Origin of the sequence: Pararhodobacter sp. CCB-MM2, assembly GCF_001691415.1 — a bacterium.
GTDB lineage: Bacteria > Pseudomonadota > Alphaproteobacteria > Rhodobacterales > Rhodobacteraceae > Pararhodobacter.
Genome location: NZ_LRRR01000008.1, coordinates 150,923 through 171,815, shown reverse-complemented (window position 1 = coordinate 171,815; position 20,893 = coordinate 150,923). Strand labels below are relative to the sequence as shown.

General features: G+C 66.6%; 24 protein-coding genes. 11 read left to right on the top strand and 13 right to left on the bottom strand.

What is annotated here, in order from left to right:
- Positions 1–229: 229 nt before the first annotated feature.
- The 3 genes from BCY78_RS11150 to BCY78_RS11140 all read right to left on the bottom strand — a co-directional run bounded on the left by BCY78_RS11150 (position 230) and on the right by BCY78_RS11140 (position 4,815).
- The gene (locus BCY78_RS11150) at positions 230–1,138 is read right to left on the bottom strand and encodes a dihydroneopterin aldolase (RefSeq protein ID WP_068301476.1); all 909 of its coding nucleotides are present in this window, start codon (positions 1,136–1,138) and stop codon (positions 230–232) included.
- Positions 1,139–1,301: 163 nt separating this feature from the next.
- Positions 1,302–1,949: a cell wall hydrolase gene (locus BCY78_RS11145; RefSeq protein WP_068301473.1), complete on the bottom strand. Its 648-nt coding sequence runs from the start codon at positions 1,947–1,949 to the stop codon at positions 1,302–1,304.
- 298 nt (positions 1,950–2,247) lie between these two features.
- The gene (locus BCY78_RS11140; RefSeq protein WP_068301471.1) at positions 2,248–4,815 is read right to left on the bottom strand and encodes a putative PEP-binding protein; all 2,568 of its coding nucleotides are present in this window, start codon (positions 4,813–4,815) and stop codon (positions 2,248–2,250) included.
- Positions 4,816–5,060: 245 nt separating this feature from the next.
- Between BCY78_RS11140 and BCY78_RS11135 the strand changes: the two genes are divergently transcribed.
- From BCY78_RS11135 to BCY78_RS11125, 3 genes are all read left to right on the top strand, one after another.
- Positions 5,061–5,723 carry an SH3 domain-containing protein gene (locus tag BCY78_RS11135; protein WP_068301468.1) on the top strand — a complete coding sequence of 221 codons (663 nt, stop codon included), beginning with the start codon at positions 5,061–5,063 and terminating at the stop codon, positions 5,721–5,723.
- A gap of 246 nt (positions 5,724–5,969) precedes the next feature.
- Complete coding sequence (locus BCY78_RS11130; protein ID WP_068301464.1) at positions 5,970–6,722, top strand: PRC-barrel domain-containing protein; 753 nt, start codon at positions 5,970–5,972, stop codon at positions 6,720–6,722.
- A gap of 140 nt (positions 6,723–6,862) precedes the next feature.
- On the top strand, positions 6,863–7,903 hold the full coding sequence (locus BCY78_RS11125) for an AI-2E family transporter (RefSeq protein ID WP_068301461.1): 1,041 nt from the start codon (positions 6,863–6,865) through the stop codon (positions 7,901–7,903).
- Between the two features lie 77 nt (positions 7,904–7,980).
- Here the strand turns inward: BCY78_RS11125 and BCY78_RS11120 are convergent, their stop codons facing one another.
- Genes BCY78_RS11120 through BCY78_RS25560 form a run of 3 tightly spaced genes read right to left on the bottom strand, consistent with a single transcriptional unit; the run spans position 7,981 to position 10,428 of the window.
- Positions 7,981–9,654: a sensor histidine kinase gene (locus BCY78_RS11120; RefSeq protein WP_158515921.1), complete on the bottom strand. Its 1,674-nt coding sequence runs from the start codon at positions 9,652–9,654 to the stop codon at positions 7,981–7,983.
- A 53-nt stretch (positions 9,655–9,707) separates the two neighbouring features.
- Positions 9,708–10,283, bottom strand: coding sequence for an RNA polymerase sigma factor (locus tag BCY78_RS11115; protein ID WP_068301456.1), 576 nt, complete (start codon positions 10,281–10,283; stop codon positions 9,708–9,710).
- Positions 10,273–10,428: a NepR family anti-sigma factor gene (locus tag BCY78_RS25560; RefSeq protein WP_158515920.1), complete on the bottom strand. Its 156-nt coding sequence runs from the start codon at positions 10,426–10,428 to the stop codon at positions 10,273–10,275. Before BCY78_RS25560 ends, BCY78_RS11115 begins: the two co-directional genes overlap by 11 nt.
- Before the next feature lie 114 nt (positions 10,429–10,542).
- On the opposite strand from BCY78_RS25560, the gene BCY78_RS11110 reads away from it, so the two are divergent.
- Positions 10,543–11,355, top strand: coding sequence for a response regulator (locus tag BCY78_RS11110; RefSeq protein WP_068301453.1), 813 nt, complete (start codon positions 10,543–10,545; stop codon positions 11,353–11,355).
- Between the two features lie 152 nt (positions 11,356–11,507).
- Here BCY78_RS11110 and BCY78_RS11105 read toward each other — a convergent pair whose 3' ends face one another.
- Both BCY78_RS11105 and BCY78_RS24605 read right to left on the bottom strand, forming a co-directional pair.
- Positions 11,508–12,008, bottom strand: a complete 501-nt coding sequence (locus BCY78_RS11105; RefSeq protein ID WP_068301530.1) for a Dps family protein — start codon at positions 12,006–12,008, stop codon at positions 11,508–11,510.
- 89 nt (positions 12,009–12,097) lie between these two features.
- A complete protein-coding gene (locus tag BCY78_RS24605; protein WP_083194970.1) occupies positions 12,098–12,271 on the bottom strand; it encodes a DUF1328 domain-containing protein in 174 nt (57 codons plus the stop codon).
- A gap of 173 nt (positions 12,272–12,444) precedes the next feature.
- Between BCY78_RS24605 and BCY78_RS11100 the strand changes: the two genes are divergently transcribed.
- Together BCY78_RS11100 and BCY78_RS11095 are read left to right on the top strand one after the other, a co-directional pair.
- The gene (locus tag BCY78_RS11100; protein WP_068301450.1) at positions 12,445–12,792 is read left to right on the top strand and encodes a DUF883 family protein; all 348 of its coding nucleotides are present in this window, start codon (positions 12,445–12,447) and stop codon (positions 12,790–12,792) included.
- Complete coding sequence (locus tag BCY78_RS11095; RefSeq protein ID WP_068301447.1) at positions 12,792–13,109, top strand: hypothetical protein; 318 nt, start codon at positions 12,792–12,794, stop codon at positions 13,107–13,109. Before BCY78_RS11100 ends, BCY78_RS11095 begins: the two co-directional genes overlap by 1 nt.
- A gap of 60 nt (positions 13,110–13,169) precedes the next feature.
- Here BCY78_RS11095 and BCY78_RS11090 read toward each other — a convergent pair whose 3' ends face one another.
- Positions 13,170–14,198 (bottom strand): zinc-binding dehydrogenase, encoded by a 1,029-nt coding sequence (locus tag BCY78_RS11090; protein WP_068301444.1) that lies wholly within the window; start codon positions 14,196–14,198, stop codon positions 13,170–13,172.
- A 186-nt stretch (positions 14,199–14,384) separates the two neighbouring features.
- Between BCY78_RS11090 and pobA the strand changes: the two genes are divergently transcribed.
- Both pobA and BCY78_RS11080 read left to right on the top strand, forming a co-directional pair.
- Complete coding sequence (pobA, locus tag BCY78_RS11085; protein WP_068301441.1) at positions 14,385–15,554, top strand: 4-hydroxybenzoate 3-monooxygenase; 1,170 nt, start codon at positions 14,385–14,387, stop codon at positions 15,552–15,554.
- 65 nt (positions 15,555–15,619) lie between these two features.
- Entirely contained in the window at positions 15,620–16,336 is a 717-nt protein-coding gene (locus BCY78_RS11080; RefSeq protein WP_068301438.1) for an alpha/beta fold hydrolase, read from the top strand.
- Here BCY78_RS11080 and BCY78_RS11075 read toward each other — a convergent pair whose 3' ends face one another.
- Complete coding sequence (locus BCY78_RS11075) at positions 16,337–17,308, bottom strand: threonine dehydratase (protein ID WP_068301436.1); 972 nt, start codon at positions 17,306–17,308, stop codon at positions 16,337–16,339.
- Between the two features lie 63 nt (positions 17,309–17,371).
- Here BCY78_RS11075 and BCY78_RS11070 point away from each other — a divergent pair, with 63 nt between their 5' ends.
- Complete coding sequence (locus BCY78_RS11070) at positions 17,372–17,746, top strand: lysozyme inhibitor LprI family protein (protein ID WP_068301434.1); 375 nt, start codon at positions 17,372–17,374, stop codon at positions 17,744–17,746.
- On the opposite strand, the gene BCY78_RS11065 is transcribed toward BCY78_RS11070, so the two are convergent.
- On the bottom strand, positions 17,743–18,471 hold the full coding sequence (locus BCY78_RS11065; RefSeq protein ID WP_068301431.1) for an NAD(P)-binding domain-containing protein: 729 nt from the start codon (positions 18,469–18,471) through the stop codon (positions 17,743–17,745). The genes BCY78_RS11070 and BCY78_RS11065 overlap by 4 nt on opposite strands.
- Positions 18,471–18,968 (bottom strand): cytochrome b, encoded by a 498-nt coding sequence (locus tag BCY78_RS11060; protein WP_083194969.1) that lies wholly within the window; start codon positions 18,966–18,968, stop codon positions 18,471–18,473. Before BCY78_RS11060 ends, BCY78_RS11065 begins: the two co-directional genes overlap by 1 nt.
- Positions 18,969–19,071: 103 nt before the next feature.
- Between BCY78_RS11060 and BCY78_RS11055 the strand changes: the two genes are divergently transcribed.
- On the top strand, positions 19,072–19,611 hold the full coding sequence (locus BCY78_RS11055) for a GNAT family N-acetyltransferase (protein WP_083194968.1): 540 nt from the start codon (positions 19,072–19,074) through the stop codon (positions 19,609–19,611).
- A 65-nt stretch (positions 19,612–19,676) separates the two neighbouring features.
- Here the strand turns inward: BCY78_RS11055 and BCY78_RS11050 are convergent, their stop codons facing one another.
- Complete coding sequence (locus BCY78_RS11050; RefSeq protein ID WP_068301425.1) at positions 19,677–20,024, bottom strand: RidA family protein; 348 nt, start codon at positions 20,022–20,024, stop codon at positions 19,677–19,679.
- Positions 20,025–20,138: 114 nt separating this feature from the next.
- Here BCY78_RS11050 and BCY78_RS11045 point away from each other — a divergent pair, with 114 nt between their 5' ends.
- Positions 20,139–20,870 (top strand): glycosyltransferase family 25 protein, encoded by a 732-nt coding sequence (locus BCY78_RS11045; RefSeq protein ID WP_068301524.1) that lies wholly within the window; start codon positions 20,139–20,141, stop codon positions 20,868–20,870.
- The last annotated feature ends 23 nt before the right edge of the window (positions 20,871–20,893 follow it).

The following is a 20,893-nucleotide window of genomic DNA, read 5'->3' as shown; positions in this document are numbered from 1 at the left end:
AATTCGCTGATTTAAGCTGTAGGTTTTCAGCAGAGACTTATCAAGCAGGCTAAGAACGATTTAGACCCAATAAAAACGGCCTCCACTTGAGCTGCCGGTTTTACTGTTTTTGATGGCAACGATCTTGCCCAGCTCTTATTCCTTAAGCTTGTTGCGCTTGAGAAATTTCAAACCGGGGGGGGTGGGGGGGGGGTTACCGTGGCCGGGCCGCCCCGCTCGCCAAAGGCCCTCAGGCCGGGAAGGCCTCGACCGGCGTCCGCCCGGCATTCACCGTCACGCCCCACGGCAGCAACAACGCCTCCGCCGCCAGCGTCTCCGCCAGCCACGAGGCCAGCGCCGGCCCGTTCGAGCTATGCGCCAACGGCCCGTCCGGCGTGTCCAGCACCAGTTTCGAGGGTGCCCAGACGATGATCTTGCCCTGCCGGATCGCCCAGTCGATCTCGGTCCGGCTGTCGACCACCAGACAGCGCCGATCCCGCGCGGCCAGCGCCCAGGCGTTTTGCTCGATGGCAAGCAGGTCGACACGCCGCTGCACCTCGCGCGGGCCGACCTGCGGCACGGCCGCTTCGGGCAGCCCCACACAGATCACCACCGGCTTGCCGCGCGCCTCCAGCCGGTCGATCCGGTCCGAGAAATCCGCCGCCGCAATCGCCGCATTGTCCATATAGACGACCAGCGGGTGCAGGGCCGCCTCGTCATCCTGATCGCGCACCGGCACCGCAGCCCGGTTGCGCACGATCTCGACCCCCAGCTTGAACGGGCCGCGATCCAGTTTCTCGATCCGCACGAAAGCCCGCATGGCCCGGGGATGGGCGAGGATACGCTCGGCGATATGCTCGGACAGCGTCTCCAGCAGGTTGACCCGCCCCAGCGCCAGCTCGTCGCCGATCGCTTCGGTGATGGTGTCGTAGGACATGATCCGGTCGACATCGTCATCGATCGGCCCGGTCTGCGGCGCAACCTCGACGACGACGTTGAACATCAGCCGCTGGGTATGCCCACGCTCGGTCTGGAAGGCGCCAATCTCGGCCTCGACCAGATAGTCGCGCAACGCGATCCGGTCGCGCGGATCGGCCGATGCGGTCGCCTCGGCGCGCTCTTCGGGATGGGCGAAGGCAAGATGGATGTCGCTGCTCATGGGCGAGCCCTCCGGTCAGCTGGCGGTTTCCTCGCCCCCGACTTACCCCGCCGGCCCCGGCTTTCCCAGCCTGAACCCGTCATGAAAAAGGCCCGGTGCGACGCGAAGGCGGTCCCGGGCGTTTCCGATCCACTCCAGACGGGGGTCCGTTGAAGAACTGGCGTCAGTTGAAGGTCAGGCGCAGCGGTTCCCGGTAGAACAGATGGGCGCCGAACTGCCCGGTGCGATGGAAGCTCGAGGCCCAGCGCGGGCGCACCCCGGTGGTGTGGAAATGCGTGGCGCCATCGGTCAGCTCACGCGGGGCACCGCCCAGCAGGACCTGCGCGATGCTGTTGGCCAGCCGACGCGCCGCCGGTTCGACCATGGCGCGCGAGCGGCCGTTGCAGGCATAGGAGAACTGGCAGGCGTTGCTGCGCTCGGCGTTCTGGTGAACGACCCCGCAGACCGAGTTCGGATAGTTCGGCAGATCGACCCGGTTGAGGATCACCTCGGCCACGGCGAACTGGCCGTAGACATCCTCGCCGCGCGCCTCGTGGTAGATGGCTTCCGACAGGCATTGCACATCGGTGTCGTTCGATTGCGGCATGCTCATCAGGTAGCTGGAATCGTAGCGCATGATCGCGGTCGGATCATCCAGCGGCGTTGTCGCGCGGCTGACCACGGTCGGCGTGACCGAGCGCATCGCCTCACGCTCGGCGCTGAAGGCCAAGGCCAGCGACTGCTCCAGCGGCAGGTCGGCTTTGACCTGTTGCGATGAGAGAGCAAGCCCCATCGCAAGCCCGAAGGCCGCCATCCGTTTCGCGTATCCCATACCGTCCATCCTCTGTCAGCCACGGGCAGCACAAAGGCTTTGCCAGCGACGTCCGGTGAGCCGCGCCCCGCGGGGCGGCCTCTTCTTGGTTCATCTGTCGGGGTGATCGCGGCCCGGTTTCCCCCCAAAGCCACAGCCATCACCCCTTGGCACATAGCGCAAAACGGGCTGCAAGTCCACAGAATGCAAGGGTTTTCCCGAATCGCCCCCTGCGCCGCGCCGCCGCGACAAGGGGCGCCCGTGCCGACTCAGGAGGCGATCGTTCAAATTATCCGTATGAATCAAGCCGTGTCGGGGGTCACCGAAGGTCTGGCATTTGATCCTTGGCGTCATCGCCCTTGATGGTCAGCTGCGCCGCGGCGAGACGTGCCACAGGCACCCGGAAAGGCGAGCACGAGACGTAATCGAAGCCCGCGGCGCGGCAGAAGGCTATCGATTCGGGACTGCCGCCATGCTCACCGCAAATGGACAATGTCAGACTTTTGCGCGACTTCCGTCCGCGCTCTGCGGCGATGAGCAGAAGCTCCCCGACCCCCTCGGTATCGAGGACATGGAACGGGTCTTCGGGGAACACGCCGGACTGCACGTAATAGGACATGAACCGCCCCGCATCGTCGCGCGAGAGGCCATAGGTCATCTGCGTCAGGTCGTTCGTGCCGAAGGACATGAAGTCCGAATGCTGGGCGATCTCGCCCGCCCGCAGCGCCGCGCGCGGGGTCTCGACCATGACGCCGAGACGGTATTCGAAGGCCGTACCCTTCTCGACCCGCACAGCCGCCGCAACGGCATCGATGCGGGCCTTGACCAGCTCGACCTCGCGCATCGCCGAGACGAGCGGGATCATGATCTCGGGCACGACCTTCTCGCCGCGCTTGCCGGTCTCGATCGTCGCCTCGAAGATGGCGCGGGCCTGCATCTCGTAGATCTCGGGCAGGGTCACGCCCAGCCGCACGCCGCGCAGACCCAGCATCGGGTTGAACTCGGCCAGTTCCTCGGCCCGGCGGGTGACTTCCGACAGCGGCTTGTCCAAGGCATCGGCCAGCTGCTTCATCCCCTCGCGGGTGTGCGGCAGGAATTCGTGCAGGGGCGGATCGAAGAGACGGATGCAGACCGGCAGGCCCTGCATGATCTTGAACAGTTCCTTGAAATCCGAGCGCTGCATCGGCAGCAGACGCGCCAGCGCCGCCGCCCGCTCCTGCCCTGTGTCGGCGAAGATCATCTCGCGCATCACCGTCAGGCGGTCGTCCTCGAAGAACATATGCTCGGTCCGGCACAGACCGATGCCCTGCGCGTTGAAGTCGCGCGCGATGCGAGCGTCGGTCGGCGTGTCGGCATTGGCGCGCACGCCGATGTCGCGCAGCTCGTCCGCCCAGTCGAGCAGCGTGTTGAACCATTGCTCGGTCGCGGGCTCCAGCAGGTCCGCCGCGCCGCGCAGCACCTCGCCGGCGGTGCCGTCGATGGTGATCAGCTCGCCCTCGTCCAGCACTTGCCGCCCGGTGTGCAGCTGCTTGGTCTTCAGATCGATGCGCAGGCCCGTCGCGCCGACGATGCAGGGCACGCCAAGGCCACGGCCGATCACCGCCGCGTGGCTGGTCATGCCGCCGCGCTCGGTCAGCACACCGGCCGCCGCATGCATGCCGCGGATATCCTCGGGCGAGGTTTCGCGCCGCACGAGGATGCAGGGCTCGCCCCGCGCCGCCGAGGCCTGCGCGGCGGTCGAGGTGAAGACCAGCCGCCCGGTCGCGGCGCCGGGGCTGGCGGCGATACCGCGGGCGATCACGTCGCGATGGCCGCGCGGGTCCACCTGCCGGTGCAGCAGTTCCGACAGCGCGCGCGGGGTGACGCGCATCAGCGCCTCCTTGCGGGTGATGATCTCGTCCTCGGCCAAGGTCACGGCGATGCGCACGGCGGCCCGGCTGGCGCGCTGGACCTTCAGCGCATCCAGCACCGCCAGCTCACCGTTGACGATGGTGAACTCGATCTGCATCTCCTCGCGCAGCTTCTGGCGCGACATGGCCCCATGCGCGACAAGCTGGGCGAAGACCTCTGGGTGCAATTCCTCCAGCGAGGCGCCGCGCGGGTCTTTCGTCAGATACATCGCCTGCGGGTTGTTCGAGACGGCGGCGCGGTCCTGCCCCCTCTCGGCATAGCGGCCGGTGATCTGCGGCGCGCCGGTGACGGATTCCACGAACTGGATCACCCCCGCGCCTGAGCCTGCCGCGCCATAGCCGCCGGCCATCGCCTGCACCACAAGCCCCAGCCCCGCATCCGCCGGCGCCCCCTTGGCCTGCCGCAACAGCCGGGCCGAGGTGCCTTCCCAAGCCCGCGCCATCGAGCGCAGCACTTCGGCCAGCTGGCGCTTGGGGTCCTGCGGGAAGGGCTCTTCCATCTCCTTCTCGTAGTCGTAGAGCGCGGCCTGCAGCGCGGGCAGGCAGGGCTCGGACACCGGGAACAGATCGGGGTCGAGGCGCGCGACATGCTGGGCATAGCCCTGCACAAAGGCGAGGTAGAGGGCGGTGGCGACGGGCTCGCCATGGCTTTCGCTGATCTCGGCGTGGCGGGCATCGTTCATGCCGATGTTCAGCACCGCGCCCGGACCGCCCCAATCGGGGTTCTCGGCCGAGGGGCGCACGGACAGAAGCTGGCCGTTGTCAAACCGTCCGACCAGCGCCGTCAGATCCGCCATCTGCCCGCCGGCAATCGCGCGCACGGCGTTGAAGGACAGGGCCACGGTGCGCGGCACGGGCATATCCAGCCGCACGAGGCGCTGAAGGCATTTCGCACGCCAACCATGGGTGCGCAGCGCGATCGGCGCCGAGCCCGTGATCTCGGAATAATCGAGAAGGCTGAGATTGCTGGTCGGCATGGGACCCCCCTCCGTTGGCCGCGCAGGATAGGCTTATCCCCAGACCGTGCAAGCGCAGAAACGACCCTTTGTCCCAAGGTCGCAAGCGGCCCTATGCCCCGGCCCCGGCGCCATGAACCGTGCGGATTTCCGCGCAGGGTTTCGCCGGTTTCCGAAATTCGTCGGAACCGCCTGAGGGGGCGGCGTGTTGTTTCGCCATACCGGCGGGGCATGCAGCCCCAGCCCGAAAACGGAGTTTGAAGACCATGCTGAACAAGACCCTGAAACTCGCCACCGTCTCGATCGTCGCCCTGACCGCCTCGGCCTCGCTGGCCTCGGCCCAGACCGCGTCGGCCACCGCATCGTCGGACCTGAACCTGCGCTCGGGCCCTGGCCCGCAGTATCAGATCCAGGGCGTGATGATGGCTGGCGACTCGGTCACCGTCGATGGCTGCCTGGCCTCGCAGGAATGGTGCCGCGTGACTTCGGGCGGCGGTGAAGGCTGGGCCTATGCCCCCTATCTGATGTTCGACGCGCAAGGTGAAGCCAAGCCGCTGAACCAGGTCGCCTCGACCACGGTCACCGTGATCGAAGACACCTCGGAGCGTGACGACGCCACGCTGATCGGCACCGGCATGGGTGCCGTCGCCGGCGCCCTGATCGCCGGTCCCGTCGGCGCCGTCGCGGGTGGCATGCTGACCGGTATCGCCGCCAACGCCTCGGTCGACTCGGAAGTGACCTACTACGTGCAGGAAAACCCGGTGCAGCCGGTGTTCCTGAGCGGTGAGCCGGTCGTTGGCGCCTCGATCCCGGCCGACGTCACCATCTACGACGTCCCGAGCAACGAGCAGGTCGCCTACCTGAACGTCAACGGCGACGCGGTCGTGGTGGAGCGTGAGAGCCGCCGCATCATCGAAGTCGTGCGCTGATAACGGTGTCGGGACGGGCCCTATCGGGGGCCTGTCCTACCCCTGACAGAACGTGAAGGACGCGGCCCGCCGGTTGGTGTGGCCGCGTTTTTTCGTCCACACCATATCGCATTCAAGTTATTGTATTTGTTTGATTATTTTCAGAGCCTGAGGCCGAAAAAATCATCTTTTCCCGGAACCCCTCGCGCATCCGCACGTTGTATTGCCAGAGACGCAACGACGCGTCACCATGACTGGAGAGTAACGATGAAACCCAAGAACGCCCTTCCGTTCATCCTGGCCCTCGGCATGACCGCTGGCTCGACCGCCGTTTACGCCCAGACGCTCGACGCCGGCGCGACCGCTGACGTCACCGCGACCACCGACATCGATTCGGGTTCGGTGGATGCGGCGACCTCGACGGATGCGACGACCCAGGCTTGTGCCGACGGTGAGGCCTGCGCCGACACCACGGCTTCAGCTGACACGATGACCTCGGACGAAGACGCGATGTCGACGGCTGACGCCGACGCCGCCGTGACCCCGCTGGACGAGACCGAAGGCGATGTCTCGGCGACCGCCGACGCTGGCGCCCCGCTGGACCCGATGACCGGTGACGATGCTGCTGCCACGGCTCAGGCTGATGGCGAAGCGATCACCCCGCTGGGTTCGGCCGACGCCGATGCTGACCTGGCGATGGAAGCCGACAGCATGGACGCCGCCCCGGTTCTGAGCGACGTGGCCTCGGTTGCCGACACCGCTGAGCTGGTGGGTGCCCGCGCCTACGACTCGAACGAAGAGTGGATCGGTGAAGTCAGCGCCGTGATCCCTGCCGAAGGTGAAATCACCGAAGAGCAGTTCGTGATCGACGTGGGTGGCTTCCTTGGCATCGGCGAGAAGCCGGTCGCCATCACCGCCGGTTCGCTGCAGGTCCAGCTGGATGAAGACGGTGCCGTTGACCACGTCGTGGTCGACCACACGATGACCGAGCTGGAACAGATGCCGGAAGTCGAAATGTAATCCTCTCGGATTGCCGAACGCGGGGCCTCAGGGCCCCGCGTTTCTCTGTTGCACGTTCTCTGTGACCCAACGACCGACCCGCGTCGACGAAGGCGCCTGAACCCCGCCCTGCACGTCGCGCCCGACCTGCAGGTTCTTTCATGTCCGCATTTCTCCGACAGCGCTGGCCCGAGACCGTTCTGGCGATTTTCGCCATCACCTACGCGCTCTGGCTGGCCGAAGGGGTGATGGCCCCCCTCGTTCTGGCCTTCATCACCGCGATGGTCCTGACCCCGGTTCACGAGGGGCTGGTCCGCATCGGCCTGCCCGGCGCCGCGGCCGCAACCATCACCCTGATCCTGACCTTGCTCGTCGTGGTCGGCATCGCCTTCGCCCTGCGCCCCTGGGTCGCCGAGGTGATCGAGGCCTGGCCCCGTGTGAGCGCCGAATTGCGCTCAGCCATGGTGGATCTGCGCCTGCGCCTCAGTGCCATCTTCGACCTTCAGCGCGAGGTTATGGAGGCGATCGACCCCGAATCCGCCGCAGACGGTGGCGGCGGAGGCGGTGCGGATGCGCTGCCCTCTCTGGCCGATGCCGCCTGGATCGCGCCGATGCTGGGCGCGCAGTTCCTAATCTTCATGGGCGGGCTGTTCTTCTTCCTGCTGGGCAAGGAGCACGCCTATGACTGGGCGCGCGCCGGCGGGTTCCGTCCCAACGACTTCCGCCGCGCCGAAGCCCGCGTGGCCAGCTATTTCGCCACGGTCGCGCTGATCAACATCGGCCTCGGCATCGCCGTCGCGCTGGCCTTGTCCGCCTATGGCCTGCCCGGCGCACCGGTCTGGGGGATCATCGCGGGCCTTGCGAATTTCGTCATCTACCTTGGCCCGGCAGTCACGGCCGGTGCCTTGGTGCTGGCCGGGACGGTGGCCTTCGATGGCGTTGCGGTGATCGGTCCGGCGGCGATCTATCTGACCATCAACCTGATGGAGGCTCAGTTCGTCACGCCGATGCTGATCGGCCAACGCATGCGCCTCGACCCGCTGCTGGTGTTCCTTTCGCTGACGATCTGGCTGTGGCTCTGGGGCCCGGTCGGCGGCATCGTCGCTATTCCTCTGGTGCTGTGGGCGCAATCGCTCTGGGCGGATTCCCGAGCCCATGCCGAGGGCAAGGATCTGGTCCTGACGGATGCGCCCCGGAAATAGGCGCGCCCCTCAGGCGGGATAGGAAACGGCGCGCCCCAACCGGGACGCGCCGTTTTCTAATGCTCGTGGCGATGGGATCAGCCCAGTGACAGCTCACCACCCGCGGTGCTGGGATCGAAGACCGCCGCCTCGAAGGTCAGGTGGAAGTCGTAGTAATCGTCGGTGACATCCAGCTCGACCGTGCCCCCAACCTGCGTCGCGAAGCCGGCGATCAGCGAGCGGCCCAGACCCGAACCCAGCACCTGATCCGGCGGCAGGAACGGCGTCCCGCGCGTGTTGACGATGCGCAGCATTGCCTTGTTCTCACCCTCGATGGTCAGCGAGATGGTCAGCGACGCATCGCCATTGTCCAACCGGCCCATGTATTTCAGCGCGTTGGTCACGGCTTCGGACGCCATCAACAACAGGGGAACGGCCTGATCCGGGTACAGCAGCACGGGCGAATAGCTTTGCTGCAGGTCGATGGTGCGGTCATCGGTCAGCCCAGCGGAAATTGTCGAGTCGATGACGGATTGGAGCAGCTCATCCGCCCGCACCCGTCCACTGGTCGGCTCGGAATAAAGCGCGCGATGCACGGCGGCGATGGACATCACCCGCATCTGCACTTCCTTCAACGACCGGCGGGCCTCGGGCGAGGTCGCGCGGCGGATCTTCAGGTTCACGATCGAGGCGATGAGCTGAAGGTTGTTCTTCACCCGGTGGTGGACCTCCTTCAGCAGCACGTTCTTCTCGTGCACCATGTTCTCCAGCTCGGCCTCTTCCTGCACCAGATGCGTGGCGAGGTCGGTCCAGGTCTCGTCGATCTCGACCAGTTCCTGCGCGAGGCCGGGCTTGGTGGACAGCGGCACGATCCGGCGTGAGCGCGCGAATTCGTTCAGGTTATCCTTGAGCTTGCGGATATAGCGGATGACCAGCGCGTTCACGGCCCCGAAGGCCACGATCAAGCCGACTGCCAGCATCAGAACCGGGAAGATCACCGGCGACAAACGGTCCCAGCCAAGCGTGTCGACGGGCCGCGAGCCCAGCGCATGCACCACGCCCGGGATAATCGGCACCACGGCAAAGACGCGCTCCTCGCCATCCTCGGAATACGAGGTGAACGAGAATTGGCGCGTGCTGACCAGCGTCGGCAACGGACGTCCGACGGGTAAGACACCCTCGATCTCGGCAAACTCGCGGTCGGACGACAGCACCGAGCCGTCCGTGTTGAAGGTGACGATGTTGAGGTCCTGCTCCATGCCCGCGGCACCGGGGATCCCGAAAATCCGCGAATGCGGGACCGAAACCGCGACGAAACCGATATATTCGGTCCCGACATGCACCGGCGCGGCCGAGACGATCACCGACGTGCCGCTGATCGACCCGAACCCTGAGGCCAGCACCATCGGCGTGCGGTCGCGGTCCATCACCGGGTACAGCAGCCCGCCCGTCAGGTCGCGCCCCACGTCGGACGAGGCACAACGCAAGACGCCGGCCTCATCCACGAAGCCGGCGAAGGAAAACTGAGGGGTGTCGCGCACCACGTTGCGGAACATGTCGGAGCAATCCGCGACCGGCCCGCCATCCGCCGCCACATGCGCAGCCAGCGTCGCCACGGCCCCCGAGGCCGAGGCAATCGCCAACGCCTCGCCCGAGGCAGCCTCGGCCGTGGCGGTCAGGAGGGCGGTTTCGGCATTTGCCTGCTGCTCGGCGGCGATCTGCACCGCCTGCCAGACGGCAATGGCGCCGATCGGCATAAGGGCAACCGCCAAGGTCCCGGCGACCCTGGCGGCAAGCCCCCGGAAAGGCCACGACATCTTCAAGCTCACGCGGTCAGGCGTCCTTGGGCCCCTGCGTTCACGATCGCCGAGGTCACCCGGTCGGTCATGTCAGCATAGCCTTCCTCACCCGCGTGCAGCAATTCCACCAGACGCGCGCGGCCACGGTTGGCCCGGCTCTTGATGGTGCCGACGGCAACACCGCACATGTTCGCAGCCTCCTCGTAGGAAAATCCCGATGCACCGACGAGGGCCAGCGCTTCACGCTGCTCCACAGGCAGTTTGGCAAAAGCATCAAGAAATTCCGACAATTGCAAGCGGCCATCATGCGCGGGCTTCACCGCCAGCTGCCCCGCGGCAATGCCATCCGGATCCGCCACTTCGCGCGAACGCTTGCGCCGGATCGAGTAGAACGTATTGCGCAGGATGGTAAACAACCACGCCTGCATGTTGGTCCCGACCTGGAAGCTGTCGATATTCTTCCACGCCTTGACGAGCGATTCCTGCACGAGGTCGTCCGCTTCGGCCCCGTTTCGGGTCAGCGACAACGCGAAGGCGCGCATCGGCCCGAGGTGATTGACCAGATCGTCGCGCGGATCGACGGCGGCTTCTTCATTCGTCATCGTCGCCGTCTTCCTGATCGCGCAATTGGCGAAGCAGATCGAGGAAACGGTCCGGAACTTTCTCTTCAGCGCGTTCAGAAAACGCACGCCGGAGGTTGTCCGCGATCTGGTCTTCCAGCGCGTTTGATGTTGTTTCGTTTTGCATGGCCTTCTTTGGCAACCTGCCTTCCACCTGACAAAATTTTCGCAGTCTTTTGGAACCGAACGCCCTCCGGCGCGTTTGGTTCCAAGATTTTTCGCGAAAAGGACTGAAAAAAAGATGCCCACCGCACAGAAGGAACAGTTCCTGTCTACCATCGTTGCGGACCTTCTGCCCTACCTGCGTCGTTACGCCCGGGCCCTGAGCGGAAGCCAGTCCACGGGGGACAAATACGCGGCCGCCACGCTTGAGGCGCTGCTCATCGACCGTTCGGTCTTCGAGACGGGGCTGTCGCACAAGGCTGCGCTGTTCAAGGCCTTTCACGCGATCTGGTCGACCTCGGGCGCTTTGACCGAGGGCAGCGACGTCGGCATTTCCGCCCGCGCCCTGCGCCATCTGTCGAAACTCGCCGCCAACACGCGCGAGGTTCTGCTGCTGCGCACGATCGAGGAATTCTCCGACGAAGAGATCGCCGCGATCACCGACATGGAGGTTTCGGAGGTCAAGGAACTCTACAAGATCGCGCTGCGCGACATGGAAGACAGTGTCTCGGGCCGAGTTCTGGTCATCGAGGACGAGGCGATCATCGCGCTCGATCTGCAATCCATCGTCGCCGACATGGGCCACCGCATCACCGGCGTGGCGCCGACGCACAAGGCCGCCATCGACCTCTTCAACCGCGAGAAGCCGGATCTGATCCTCTCGGACATCCAGCTGGCCGATGGCTCGTCGGGCATCGATGCCGTGAACGAGATCCTGAAGACCGCGAAGGACACGCCGGTGATCTTCATCACCGCCTTCCCCGAGCGCCTGCTGACCGGCGAGCGTCCGGAACCGGCCTTCGTCATCACCAAGCCCTACACCGAAGAACAGGTTCGCTCGGCCGTGAGCCAGGCGATGTTCTTCTCCTCGACCGAAACGCTGCGCGCCTGATCGCCGCGGATCGGTCCTGACAACGTTCCCTCGACTGGGCGTCCCTCACGGGGCGCCCATTTTGCTATCCGGGCCGCGAAGGCCTCAGCCGCAGGCGCAAAAAAGCCCCGCACCCGGAAGGCACAGGGCTTTCGTCTTCGTCGGTCGGTGACTTACGACGCCATCGCGCGCAGCATCCACGCGGCCTTTTCATGCACGGCCGAACGGCCATTGCACAGGTCGGCGGTCACCGGGTCGTTGACATCGTCGCTCTCGCACATCTCGGTAATCTCGTGGCACAGGCGGGCCAGAGCCTCGTGGCGCTCCTTGAGCATGGTGATCATCTGCACCGCGCTCGACGTCGCCTTCTTGTCATTCTCGCCCGAGGTATCGACCAGCGCCTTGGGGCTGGCGGGGGCCAGATGGCCAAGGGCGCGCATGCGCTCGGCCAGAACGTCGGTGGCGGCGAACAGCTCGTTGTACTGGCCTTCGGTCAGCATATGGACGCTGTAGAACATCGGACCTTCGATGTTCCAATGCACTTCATGGGTGCGGATCAGCAATTCGTAGGTGCCGGTCAGCAGCTCGCCGAGCTTCTCGGACACGGCGCCGGGGGCTTTGACGCCGGTGTTCACTTCGGCGGTCTCAGGGGTCACGTTGCGCAGGTCTTTCATCATCTCTCTCCAATCTCGAATGCGGTCATCTGGCGGAAGGAACGGGGCATGCGTCCATGGGGAGACGGCATGCCCCGATCAGGCTCCGATCAGACGGGGGGCGAGCCGCGCAGGGCACGCGCCAGAAGCGCAATCACGAAGAGGGCCAGGAAGACGACGAACAGGATCTTGGCGATCCCGGCCGAAGCCGTGGCGATGCCGCCGAAGCCGAAGACAGCGGCGATAATGGCGATGACAAAGAACGTCAGGGCCCATCCAAGCATGGTAGGTCTCCTTTGTTTACAGGACAGTAGCGGGCGGGATCGCCGCGCCTTTGGACAAACAACCGGAGTCCCTGACGCTTGGTTCCGAAAAAATTTCGACTCGGATTTCGGGAACCCCGGCCGGGGCTGGGACGTTCTTCCCGCGACGAACAACCCCATGACAGGAGGCCCCGATGGCCCGTGCCAGCCAAACCAGCACCGCCGACCTGAAGCGTGAATTCGACAGCCTGAAAGCCGATTTCTCGGCCCTGACGAAGGAACTTCGCGCCTTCGCCCAATCGCAGGAGCAGACGCTGTCCGCCCGCGCCTCGAACACCGCCCATGCCGCGGCCGAGAGCATGCGCGACGCCGCCGGTTCCGTCCGTGACAGCGGCGCCCAGCATCTTGAGACGATCCGCCAGTTCGCCGAAACCGCCGGTGCCGGCGCCGAGGATCTGGTGCGTGAGCGTCCCGCCGCCACCGTCGCCGGTGCCGCCGCGATCGGCTTCCTCGTGGGTGCCTTGGCCGCGGCGCGCCGCTGATGGCTTATCTGACCCGACAGATCGCGATCCGCGCGGCGGTCGGGCTGATCGGCCTGTCGCTTCTAGGCGCGGGGCTGGTGTTCCTGCTGCGCGCCCTGTGGCTGACCCTGCTGCCGATTTGGGGCCCGATGGCGACCGCCCTGTGGATGGGCGGCGGCATGGCTCTGGTCGGGCTGTTGACCGTCTATCTGGCCTTCCGTCGCCCGCGCGTGGCCGTTCCCCCGCCGGTGCCGCAGACGAACAGCCCGTTGACCACCTTGGTCGGGGCCTTCGCACAGGGCTATGGCGTGGCCCAAGCGATGAAGAGCCAGCGTTGAACAGAAAAAGGGCCCGGGGGCATCATGCTCCGGGCCCTTTTTGAGTGCGTCGGATTTGCGTCAGGGCCGGATCATCACCTTGCCCGCGCTTTTCAGATAGGCCGGGATCACGCCGTCGATCGCCTTATCGAGCGAAAATTCCGCCGCCACCCGCGTCGACCATTTGCCGGTCGCGAACCGTTCCTGCACCAGTTTGATCACCGCCATCGCCTTTTCTGGCGGGGCCGAGGGCAGCCAGCGGCTGAGCCAGAAGCCTTCGATATGCTTGTCCATGAAGATGAACTGGCCCATCGCGTTGAGGCTCGGCGCCTCGTCCGACATCTTGCCGTAAGACACCCAGCGTGCGCCGGTGGGCATGGCGAAGAACAGATCCGCCGTCGCCTGATCGCCCACCGCATCCAGCAGCACGCGCGGTTTGTGCGCCTTGATCACCGCGCGGGCCTTGGAGAGGAAATCGGGGTCCGAGGTGACCAGAACCTCGCTCGCACCCATCTCCTTCAGCGCCGCTTCATCGCCCGAGCGCCGGATCACCGCCAGCGCCTCCAGCCCCTCGTCGCGCGCCAGTCCCAGCATTAGCCGCCCCAGCTGCGAGCCGGCGGCGTTGAGGAAGAAGGCCTTGCCCCCCTCGCGCCCCTTCTCGACCAGCGCGACGGCGGTCAGCGGGTTGACGATCAGCGCCGCGCCATCGGCCTCGGGCACCGCGTCATGCAGCGGGATGCACAGCGCCGCATCCGCGACCGCGTGCTTCGCCCAAGCCCCCGTCCCGGTGCCGAGGAACGACACCCGCGCGCCGATCAGTTTCTCGCCCGCAGCGCCGCCGGCGGCGATCACCCGGCCCACGCCCTCGAACCCCGCGGCATTGCCCTGCACGCGCGGCTGGCCATAGCCGCCTTGGACGAAGAACAGATCGGACGGGTTCACCGGGCTGAGCGAAACCTCGACCAGCACCTGACCGGGGCCCAGCGCGGGCAAGGTCACCTCGCGCAGTTCCAGATGCGGCGCGAGGCTCTCGGGCACCTGCGGCGTGGGGGCCGAGGCAAATCCGCCCTCGCGCAGGGCAAGGGCCATCGTTGTGTTCGGTGTGCTCATGTCTTCCTCCCGTTTGGCGCCATGCTAACGCCCGCGCCAAGTCCGGCCCAGCCCCAGATCGGCGCGGGGATGCCACGTCACATCGCGCGGATAAACAGGTTCGAATCGTCCAAGTCTTCGCAGGCTCCGTCCCTGTGAAAGCCGCATCCCTCGCTTATGATTTCCGGCAACCAAAGGGAGGTTTCCATGCGTGTTCAAGTCGCCATCATCGGCGGCGGCCCGTCGGGGCTGCTGTTGTCGCAACTGCTGATGCGCGCCGGCATCTCGACCGTCGTGCTGGAGCGTCAGACCCGTGATTACGTGCTGTCGCGCATCAGGGCCGGTGTTCTGGAGCAAGGCATGGCCGACATGATGCGCCGCGCCGGCGTCGCCGAGCGGATGGAGCGCGAGGGCCATGTCCACGACGGCACCATGTTGTCGACGCAGAACGGCCTGTTCCGCATCGACTTCAAGGAGCGCTGCGGGCAGTCGGTCATCGTCTATGGCCAGACCGAGGTGACGCAGGATCTTTATGCCGCGCAGGACGCGATGGGCGCACAGATCGTGCATGAGGCGAAGAATGTCGCGCTGCATGACGTGACCAGTGACAAGCCCTGGGTCACCTATGAGAAGGACGGCCAGACCCACCGCGTCGATTGCGACTACATCGCCGGCTGTGACGGCTTCCACGGTGTGAGCCGCCCGACGATCCCCACCTCGGTCCGTGCCGAGTTCGAGCGGGTCTATCCCTTCGGCTGGCTGGGCATCCTGTCGCGCACCAAGCCCGCCGCGGACGAGCTGATCTACGCCAACCACCCGCGCGGCTTCGCGCTGGCCTCGATGCGCAACGAGAAGCTGTCGCGCTATTATGTGCAGGTGCCGCTGACCGACACGGTCGAGCAATGGTCGGACGAGGCCTTCTGGGACGAGTTCCGCCGCCGCATCCCCGCGCAGGTCGCGGACACGATGGAAATCGGGCCGTCGATCGAGAAGAGCATCGCGCCGCTGCGCTCCTTCGTGACCGAACCGATGAAATACGGCCGTCTATTCCTCGTGGGCGATGCCGCGCATATCGTGCCGCCGACGGGCGCGAAGGGTCTGAACCTCGCGGCGTCCGATGTGCATTACCTCGTCGAGGCGCTGACCGCGGCGATCCTCGACAAGGATGCCGCCGCGCTCGACCAATACGGTCCCAAGGCGCTGGCGCGGATCTGGTCGGCGATGCGCTTCAGCTGGTGGATGACCACGCTGATGCACCGCTTCCCCGATCAGACCGAGTTCGACCAGAAGATCCAGGAAGCCGAGCTGACGCAGCTGGAGACGATGGAATCGGCGCAGGTCACCATGGCCCGGAATTACGTCGGCCTGCCGTACTGAGAGCTGCCCTTGCCCTGCCCCGCGCACCGGGGCAGGATGCCTCTGACGACGGACCGGAGGCCCTGATGGCGCGCATTCTTCTCATCCATGGCGCTTGGGGCAATGCCACCAGCTGGACCGCCATCACGCCCATGCTGACCCGCGCGGGCCATCAGGTCGAGGCGCTGAACCTGCCCGGGCATGGCAAGGACGCCCAGCCCTCGGGCGAGATCGGGCAGGCGGACTACGTCAATTATGTCGAGGAACGGCTCATGGACGGCCCGCCGGCGATGCTGGTCGGGCATTCCATGGGCGGCATCGTCATCGCGCAGGTGGCTGCGCGCCAGCCGGCGCAGACCAAGGCCGCGATCTTCGTCACCGCGCTGCTGCCGCGTGATGGCGAGAGCCTTCTGGACCTTGTGAAACGGCAAGACGCGCCCGGCGTGCAGCCCTATGTCACCCACGGCCCCGTCCCCGGCACGACCCTGCTGACCGAGGGCGCGGCGGAGGCCCTGTTCCCCGAAGCCTCGCCCGCGATGGCGGCGAAGGCCCTGGCGGCGATGAGCCCGCAATCGAACAAGGCGCAGAAGGACAAGGCGCTGGTCGGGCCGGGCCTGTCGCGGGTGCCCAAGGCCTATGTCCATTGCGCGCAGGACCGGGTGGTCACGCCCGATCTGCAGAACGCCATGGTCGCGGCCACGCCCTGCGACGCCAGCTTCCTGATCGACGGCGGGCATGTGCCCATGCTGACCCATCCTCACGAGCTGGCCGAGATCCTGCTCGGCCTCGCGGCTCAGGTCTGATCAGACCTCGGGCGTGCGGCCGTTGAGGATCTCGGCATACCACGCGCGGTCGATGTTCCCACCGGACAGGATCAGCCCGACCTTGCGGCCCTTCAGCTCCTCGCGCTCGGCCATTGCCAGCGCCAGAGCCGCCGCACCCGCCCCTTCGGCGAGGTTGTGGGTCGCGGTGAAATAGAGGCGGATCGCCTCGGCAATCGCTTCGTCGGGCACCGCGCCCAAGTGATGCGCACCGGCGCCGTAGATCGCCAGAGCCTCGGCCACCGGGACGCGCACCGCCATGCCATCAGCGAAAGTCCGGGCGCTGTCGGTCGCGATGGGCATCCCCTCGGCCACCGAGCGCAAGGCGCCATCGGCCCCCGTCGAGACAACGCCGACCACCTCGCATTTGAGCCCCAGCGCATCACGCGCGGCGATGGTGCCGCAGATGCCCGAGCCGCAGCCGATCGGCACATAGACCCGCTCCAGATCCGGATGGGCGCGGAACAGCTCCAGCCCGTAGGTCGCGACACCGCGCACCAGCTCGCGATGGAAGGGCGGCACGGGGAACAGCGGCAGGGTGGCGGCGATGCGCATCGCCTCGTCCTTGGCCTCGTCGAAATCGTTGCCGTATTCGACCAGATCGGCACCGTAAGCGCGCATGGCGGCGTTCTTCTCGACCGAATTGCCCTTCGGCACGTAGATCTTCGCCTTCAGGCCCAAGGCCGTCGCCGCGCGGGCCTGCGACTGGCCGTGATTGCCGCGCGTGGCGGTGATCACGCCCTCCATATCCGGGTGTTCGCGCTTCAGCCAATCCATGAAGGTGACGCCGCCGCGCACCTTGAAGGCGCCGGTGGGGGCGTGGTTCTCGTGCTTGACGATGACCTGCCGCGCGCCCAGCGCCTCGGCCAGAAGGGGCCAGTCCAGCGCAGGCGTCGGCGGAACCAGCTTGGAAACGAGCGAATGGGCGGTGTCGAGTTCGTGTTCGGTAAACATGCCGCGACGCTGGCCCGGATCGCGCCCGCGTGCAAGACTGGATCGCAGACAGAGGAGATCCCCATGCGCTCACTCGCCCTGCTGCTTGTCCTTGCCACGCCCGCCTTGGCGGACCCGTCGATGGAATGCCCCGGTTCCAGCCAGATCGAGATCGGCGCCTGCGTGACCGAGACCTTGGCCCGCGTCGACGCGGCGATGGAGACGGCCTATGGCTTCGCGCTCAATGCCGCCGGCGCGCTGGATACGGAGACCGGGCGACCTGGCGCCCTGCCCGCGCTGGAAGCGGCGCAGACGGCGTGGCTGGCATGGCGAGAGGCGCAATGCGCATTCGCGGGCGCACAATTCGCGGGGGGCTCTGGCACCGGGATCGCCATCACCTCGTGCCGGATTGAGCTGGGGCGTGACCGCGTCACCGCCCTGCTGGACGCCGCGCGTTAGGGTTTGGACAGCGCGTCCAGCCCTTCGCCCAGCGCGTCCGCCATGCCCGCGCGCTCCATATGCTGGCGCAGACGCTGGTTGTAACCGCCGGGGGTATTCAGCGCCTCGATCATCGGGGCGCATTCGGAGGCCAGCAGGCTGGAGCCGACCAAGGCGCGCAGAAAGGCCTCGCCGGCCTGCGGATCGACACCTTTCGCGGCCATCCATTGTCCGGCGGCACCGACCATCGCCACGGCAGGCGACAGCACGGCCTGCGCGCAGACATAAGCGTCCAGCTCCTCGGGCGAGGAGACCGGGAAAACGGCGTTCTCCGGCGAGAACAGGCTCGCCACCAGTGCGACGTCGCCCATCGCCAAAATCGGCGAGCCGCCCTGCGCGATGCCCGGGAACGGCAGCATCAGGGCCGAAGCCGTCGCCGGAGCGACCAGCCCGGACAATTCGCCCATCGTGACCCCGGCCATGAACGAGATGACCTGCTGCCCCTCGCGGAACTTCAACGGCGACAGGATCGCCGGCGCGGCCTCGGGCAGAAGCCCGAGGAACACGATGTCGCTGGCATCGACCACCGACTGATTGTCGGCCACGACCACGTCGGGAAATTCGGCCGCGAGGGCCGAGGAATGCGCGGCACTCCGCTCGGACACGGCGATGCGGTGACCGGCACCTGCCAGCCCCCGCACCACCGCCGAAGCAATCGTGCCGGTCCCGACGAAGCCCAGCCGCATCAGCGCATCCTCGCCAGAAGCCGGTCCTTCAGCACGAACTGGTGGAACAGCGCGGCGCCGATATGGGCCAGCAGCAACACGAGGCCGAGGTTGAACAGCACCTCATGCACCTCGCCCGCGTCGGTGATGCCGCCAAACCATGCGGCCAGCCCCGAAGCCGGGATCGCCAGCAGTACGACATAGAGCAGCCCATGCACGATGGCGGCCAGCACGGTCAGCAGGCGGCTTTGCCCCTCGACGGGCGGCGGGGCGCCCTTGGTGAAGCGCACGACCACCCGAATCGCGGTCAGTGCCAGCACGAGGATCCCGACGATCACATGGACCTGCGTTCCGATCGCGGGCTCGAACCCTTCGGTGCCTTGGCGCAGCGCCCGCCAGGCATCCTTCATCGCCTCATGGCTGAAGAAGCTGATCAACAGAAGGACGACCGTGGTCCAGTGGAGAAGCACTTGAATTCGTGCGTATTTCGGCATGCTACCGGAGGCTTGGCTGGACATTGGCTACCCTTTCGTCAACCCGACACATGAATCTTGCACGATTCCGCCGACGGGTTCCGTCGCCAGTCTTGCATGACGGCCGGCAGCGCGGCAAGGATGTGCCATGCCCAAGGATATGACCGCCCCTCTGTTCCGCCGTGCCACCGAGGCCGATGCCCCGGCGCTGGCCCGTCTGCATCTGGATGTGTGGCGCGATACCTATGCGACGCTGGCCCCGCCCGAAGCGATCGAGAAACTGGATCTGGCCCACCGGCTGAACGCCTGGCAGATCTCGCTCGCCGATCCCGCGCGCGACTGCTTCCTGTCCGAGGATGCCGACGGTGTCACCGGGCTGATCGCCTTGGGGCCGGCGCAGGGCGAGCCCTTCGACGCGCTGGCTGCGCCGGGCGAGATCAAGCATCTCTACGTCGCCTCCAGCGCCCGCCGGCAGGGGCTGGGCGGGCGGCTGCTGTGGCAGGGTTTCGACCGGCTGCGCGAACGCGGGTGCCGGACGGCGGCGCTGGGTGTGGTGCGCCAGAATTACTCCGCGCGGATGTTCTACGCCGATATCGGCGGGCGCGAGGTGGCGAATTACACCGATGCCGGGCCGCTCTGGCGCTCGCTCATGGTGCTGGTCGCCTGGGATCTGCCCGAACTGTCCTGACCCGGCACGAAAAAGGCCCGCCCCCGTGAGGGCGAGCCGGCAGCGTCAGTCGTCAGCACCGTCGCTCAGCGCGCGGCGACGACGATGATTTCCACGCGGTATTGCGGGGTGGCCAGCTTGGCCTCGCCCGTGGCGCGGGCCGGCGGGTTGGCGGTGTCGACCCAGGCATCCCAGACGCTGTTCATCTCGGCGAAATCGGCCATGTCGGCCAGCCAGATCGTGGTCTGCAGGATGCGCGACTTGTCGCTGCCGGCCAGCGCCAGCAGACGCTCGACCTCGGACAGCGCGTCGCGGGTCTGGTCGGCAACGGTCTCGCCTTCGCCCACCTGGCCGGCCAGGTAGATCGTGTCGCCGTGGATGACGACCTCGCTCATGCGCGATCCGGATTCGAGGCGGGTGATTTCCTTGGTCATGTCACTCTCCGATTTGGACAATCGAGCCTTTTCACAGCCCCTCGCCCCCCGCAAGAGGAGTTGAAACCGAACCCCGACCGGGGCAAGAAGGAACGGAACGACGCGGAAGCGACCATGACAGACAGTCCCGCTGCCCGGGCGCTGCTCGACACTTTCGGGCATATCCTGGTGATCAACCTGCCCTCGCGCGCCGACCGTCGGCGGGGTCTCGACGCCGAGCTGCACAAGCTGGGCCTGTCGCTGGACCATCCGCAGGTGCGTCTGTTCCCCGCCGTCCGCCCTGACACACTGGCCGGCTTCCCCTCGATCGGGGCGCATGGGGCCTTTCGCAGCCATATGGGCGTGATGCAGCACATGCTGGATCAAGGCTGGGACCGGGTTCTGGTGCTGGAGGACGACATGGCCTTCGCGCCGGGCGCCATCGAGCGTCTGCCGGCTCTCGCCCGCGCGCTGCAGGGCCGCGACTGGCGCCTCCTCTACGGCCATCCCGGCGACCTGCCGGACGAGACCCCGCCGGCCGATGCAGACGGGATCATCGCCCTGCCGCCCGAGCTGGGCCTGATCCAGCTGCATTTCCTCGGCGTGACGGCCGAGGCCGCGCGCTTCCTGCTACCGCATCTGCAGGCCATGATGACCCGCCCCGAGGGCAGCCCCGACGGTGGCCCGATGCATGTCGACGGCGCGCTGAACTGGCTGCGGATGCGCCACCCCGAGCTGGTCTCGCTGGCGGTGGACCCCGCCGTCGCCACCCAGCGCTCGTCGCGCTCGGACATCGCGCCGCCCGCTTGGTTCGACCGGCTGCCGGTGCTGCGCAACCTGGCCGGCCTTGCCCGGCGGTTCCGCTGAGCCCTCTCCCTGAAAGGACCCGC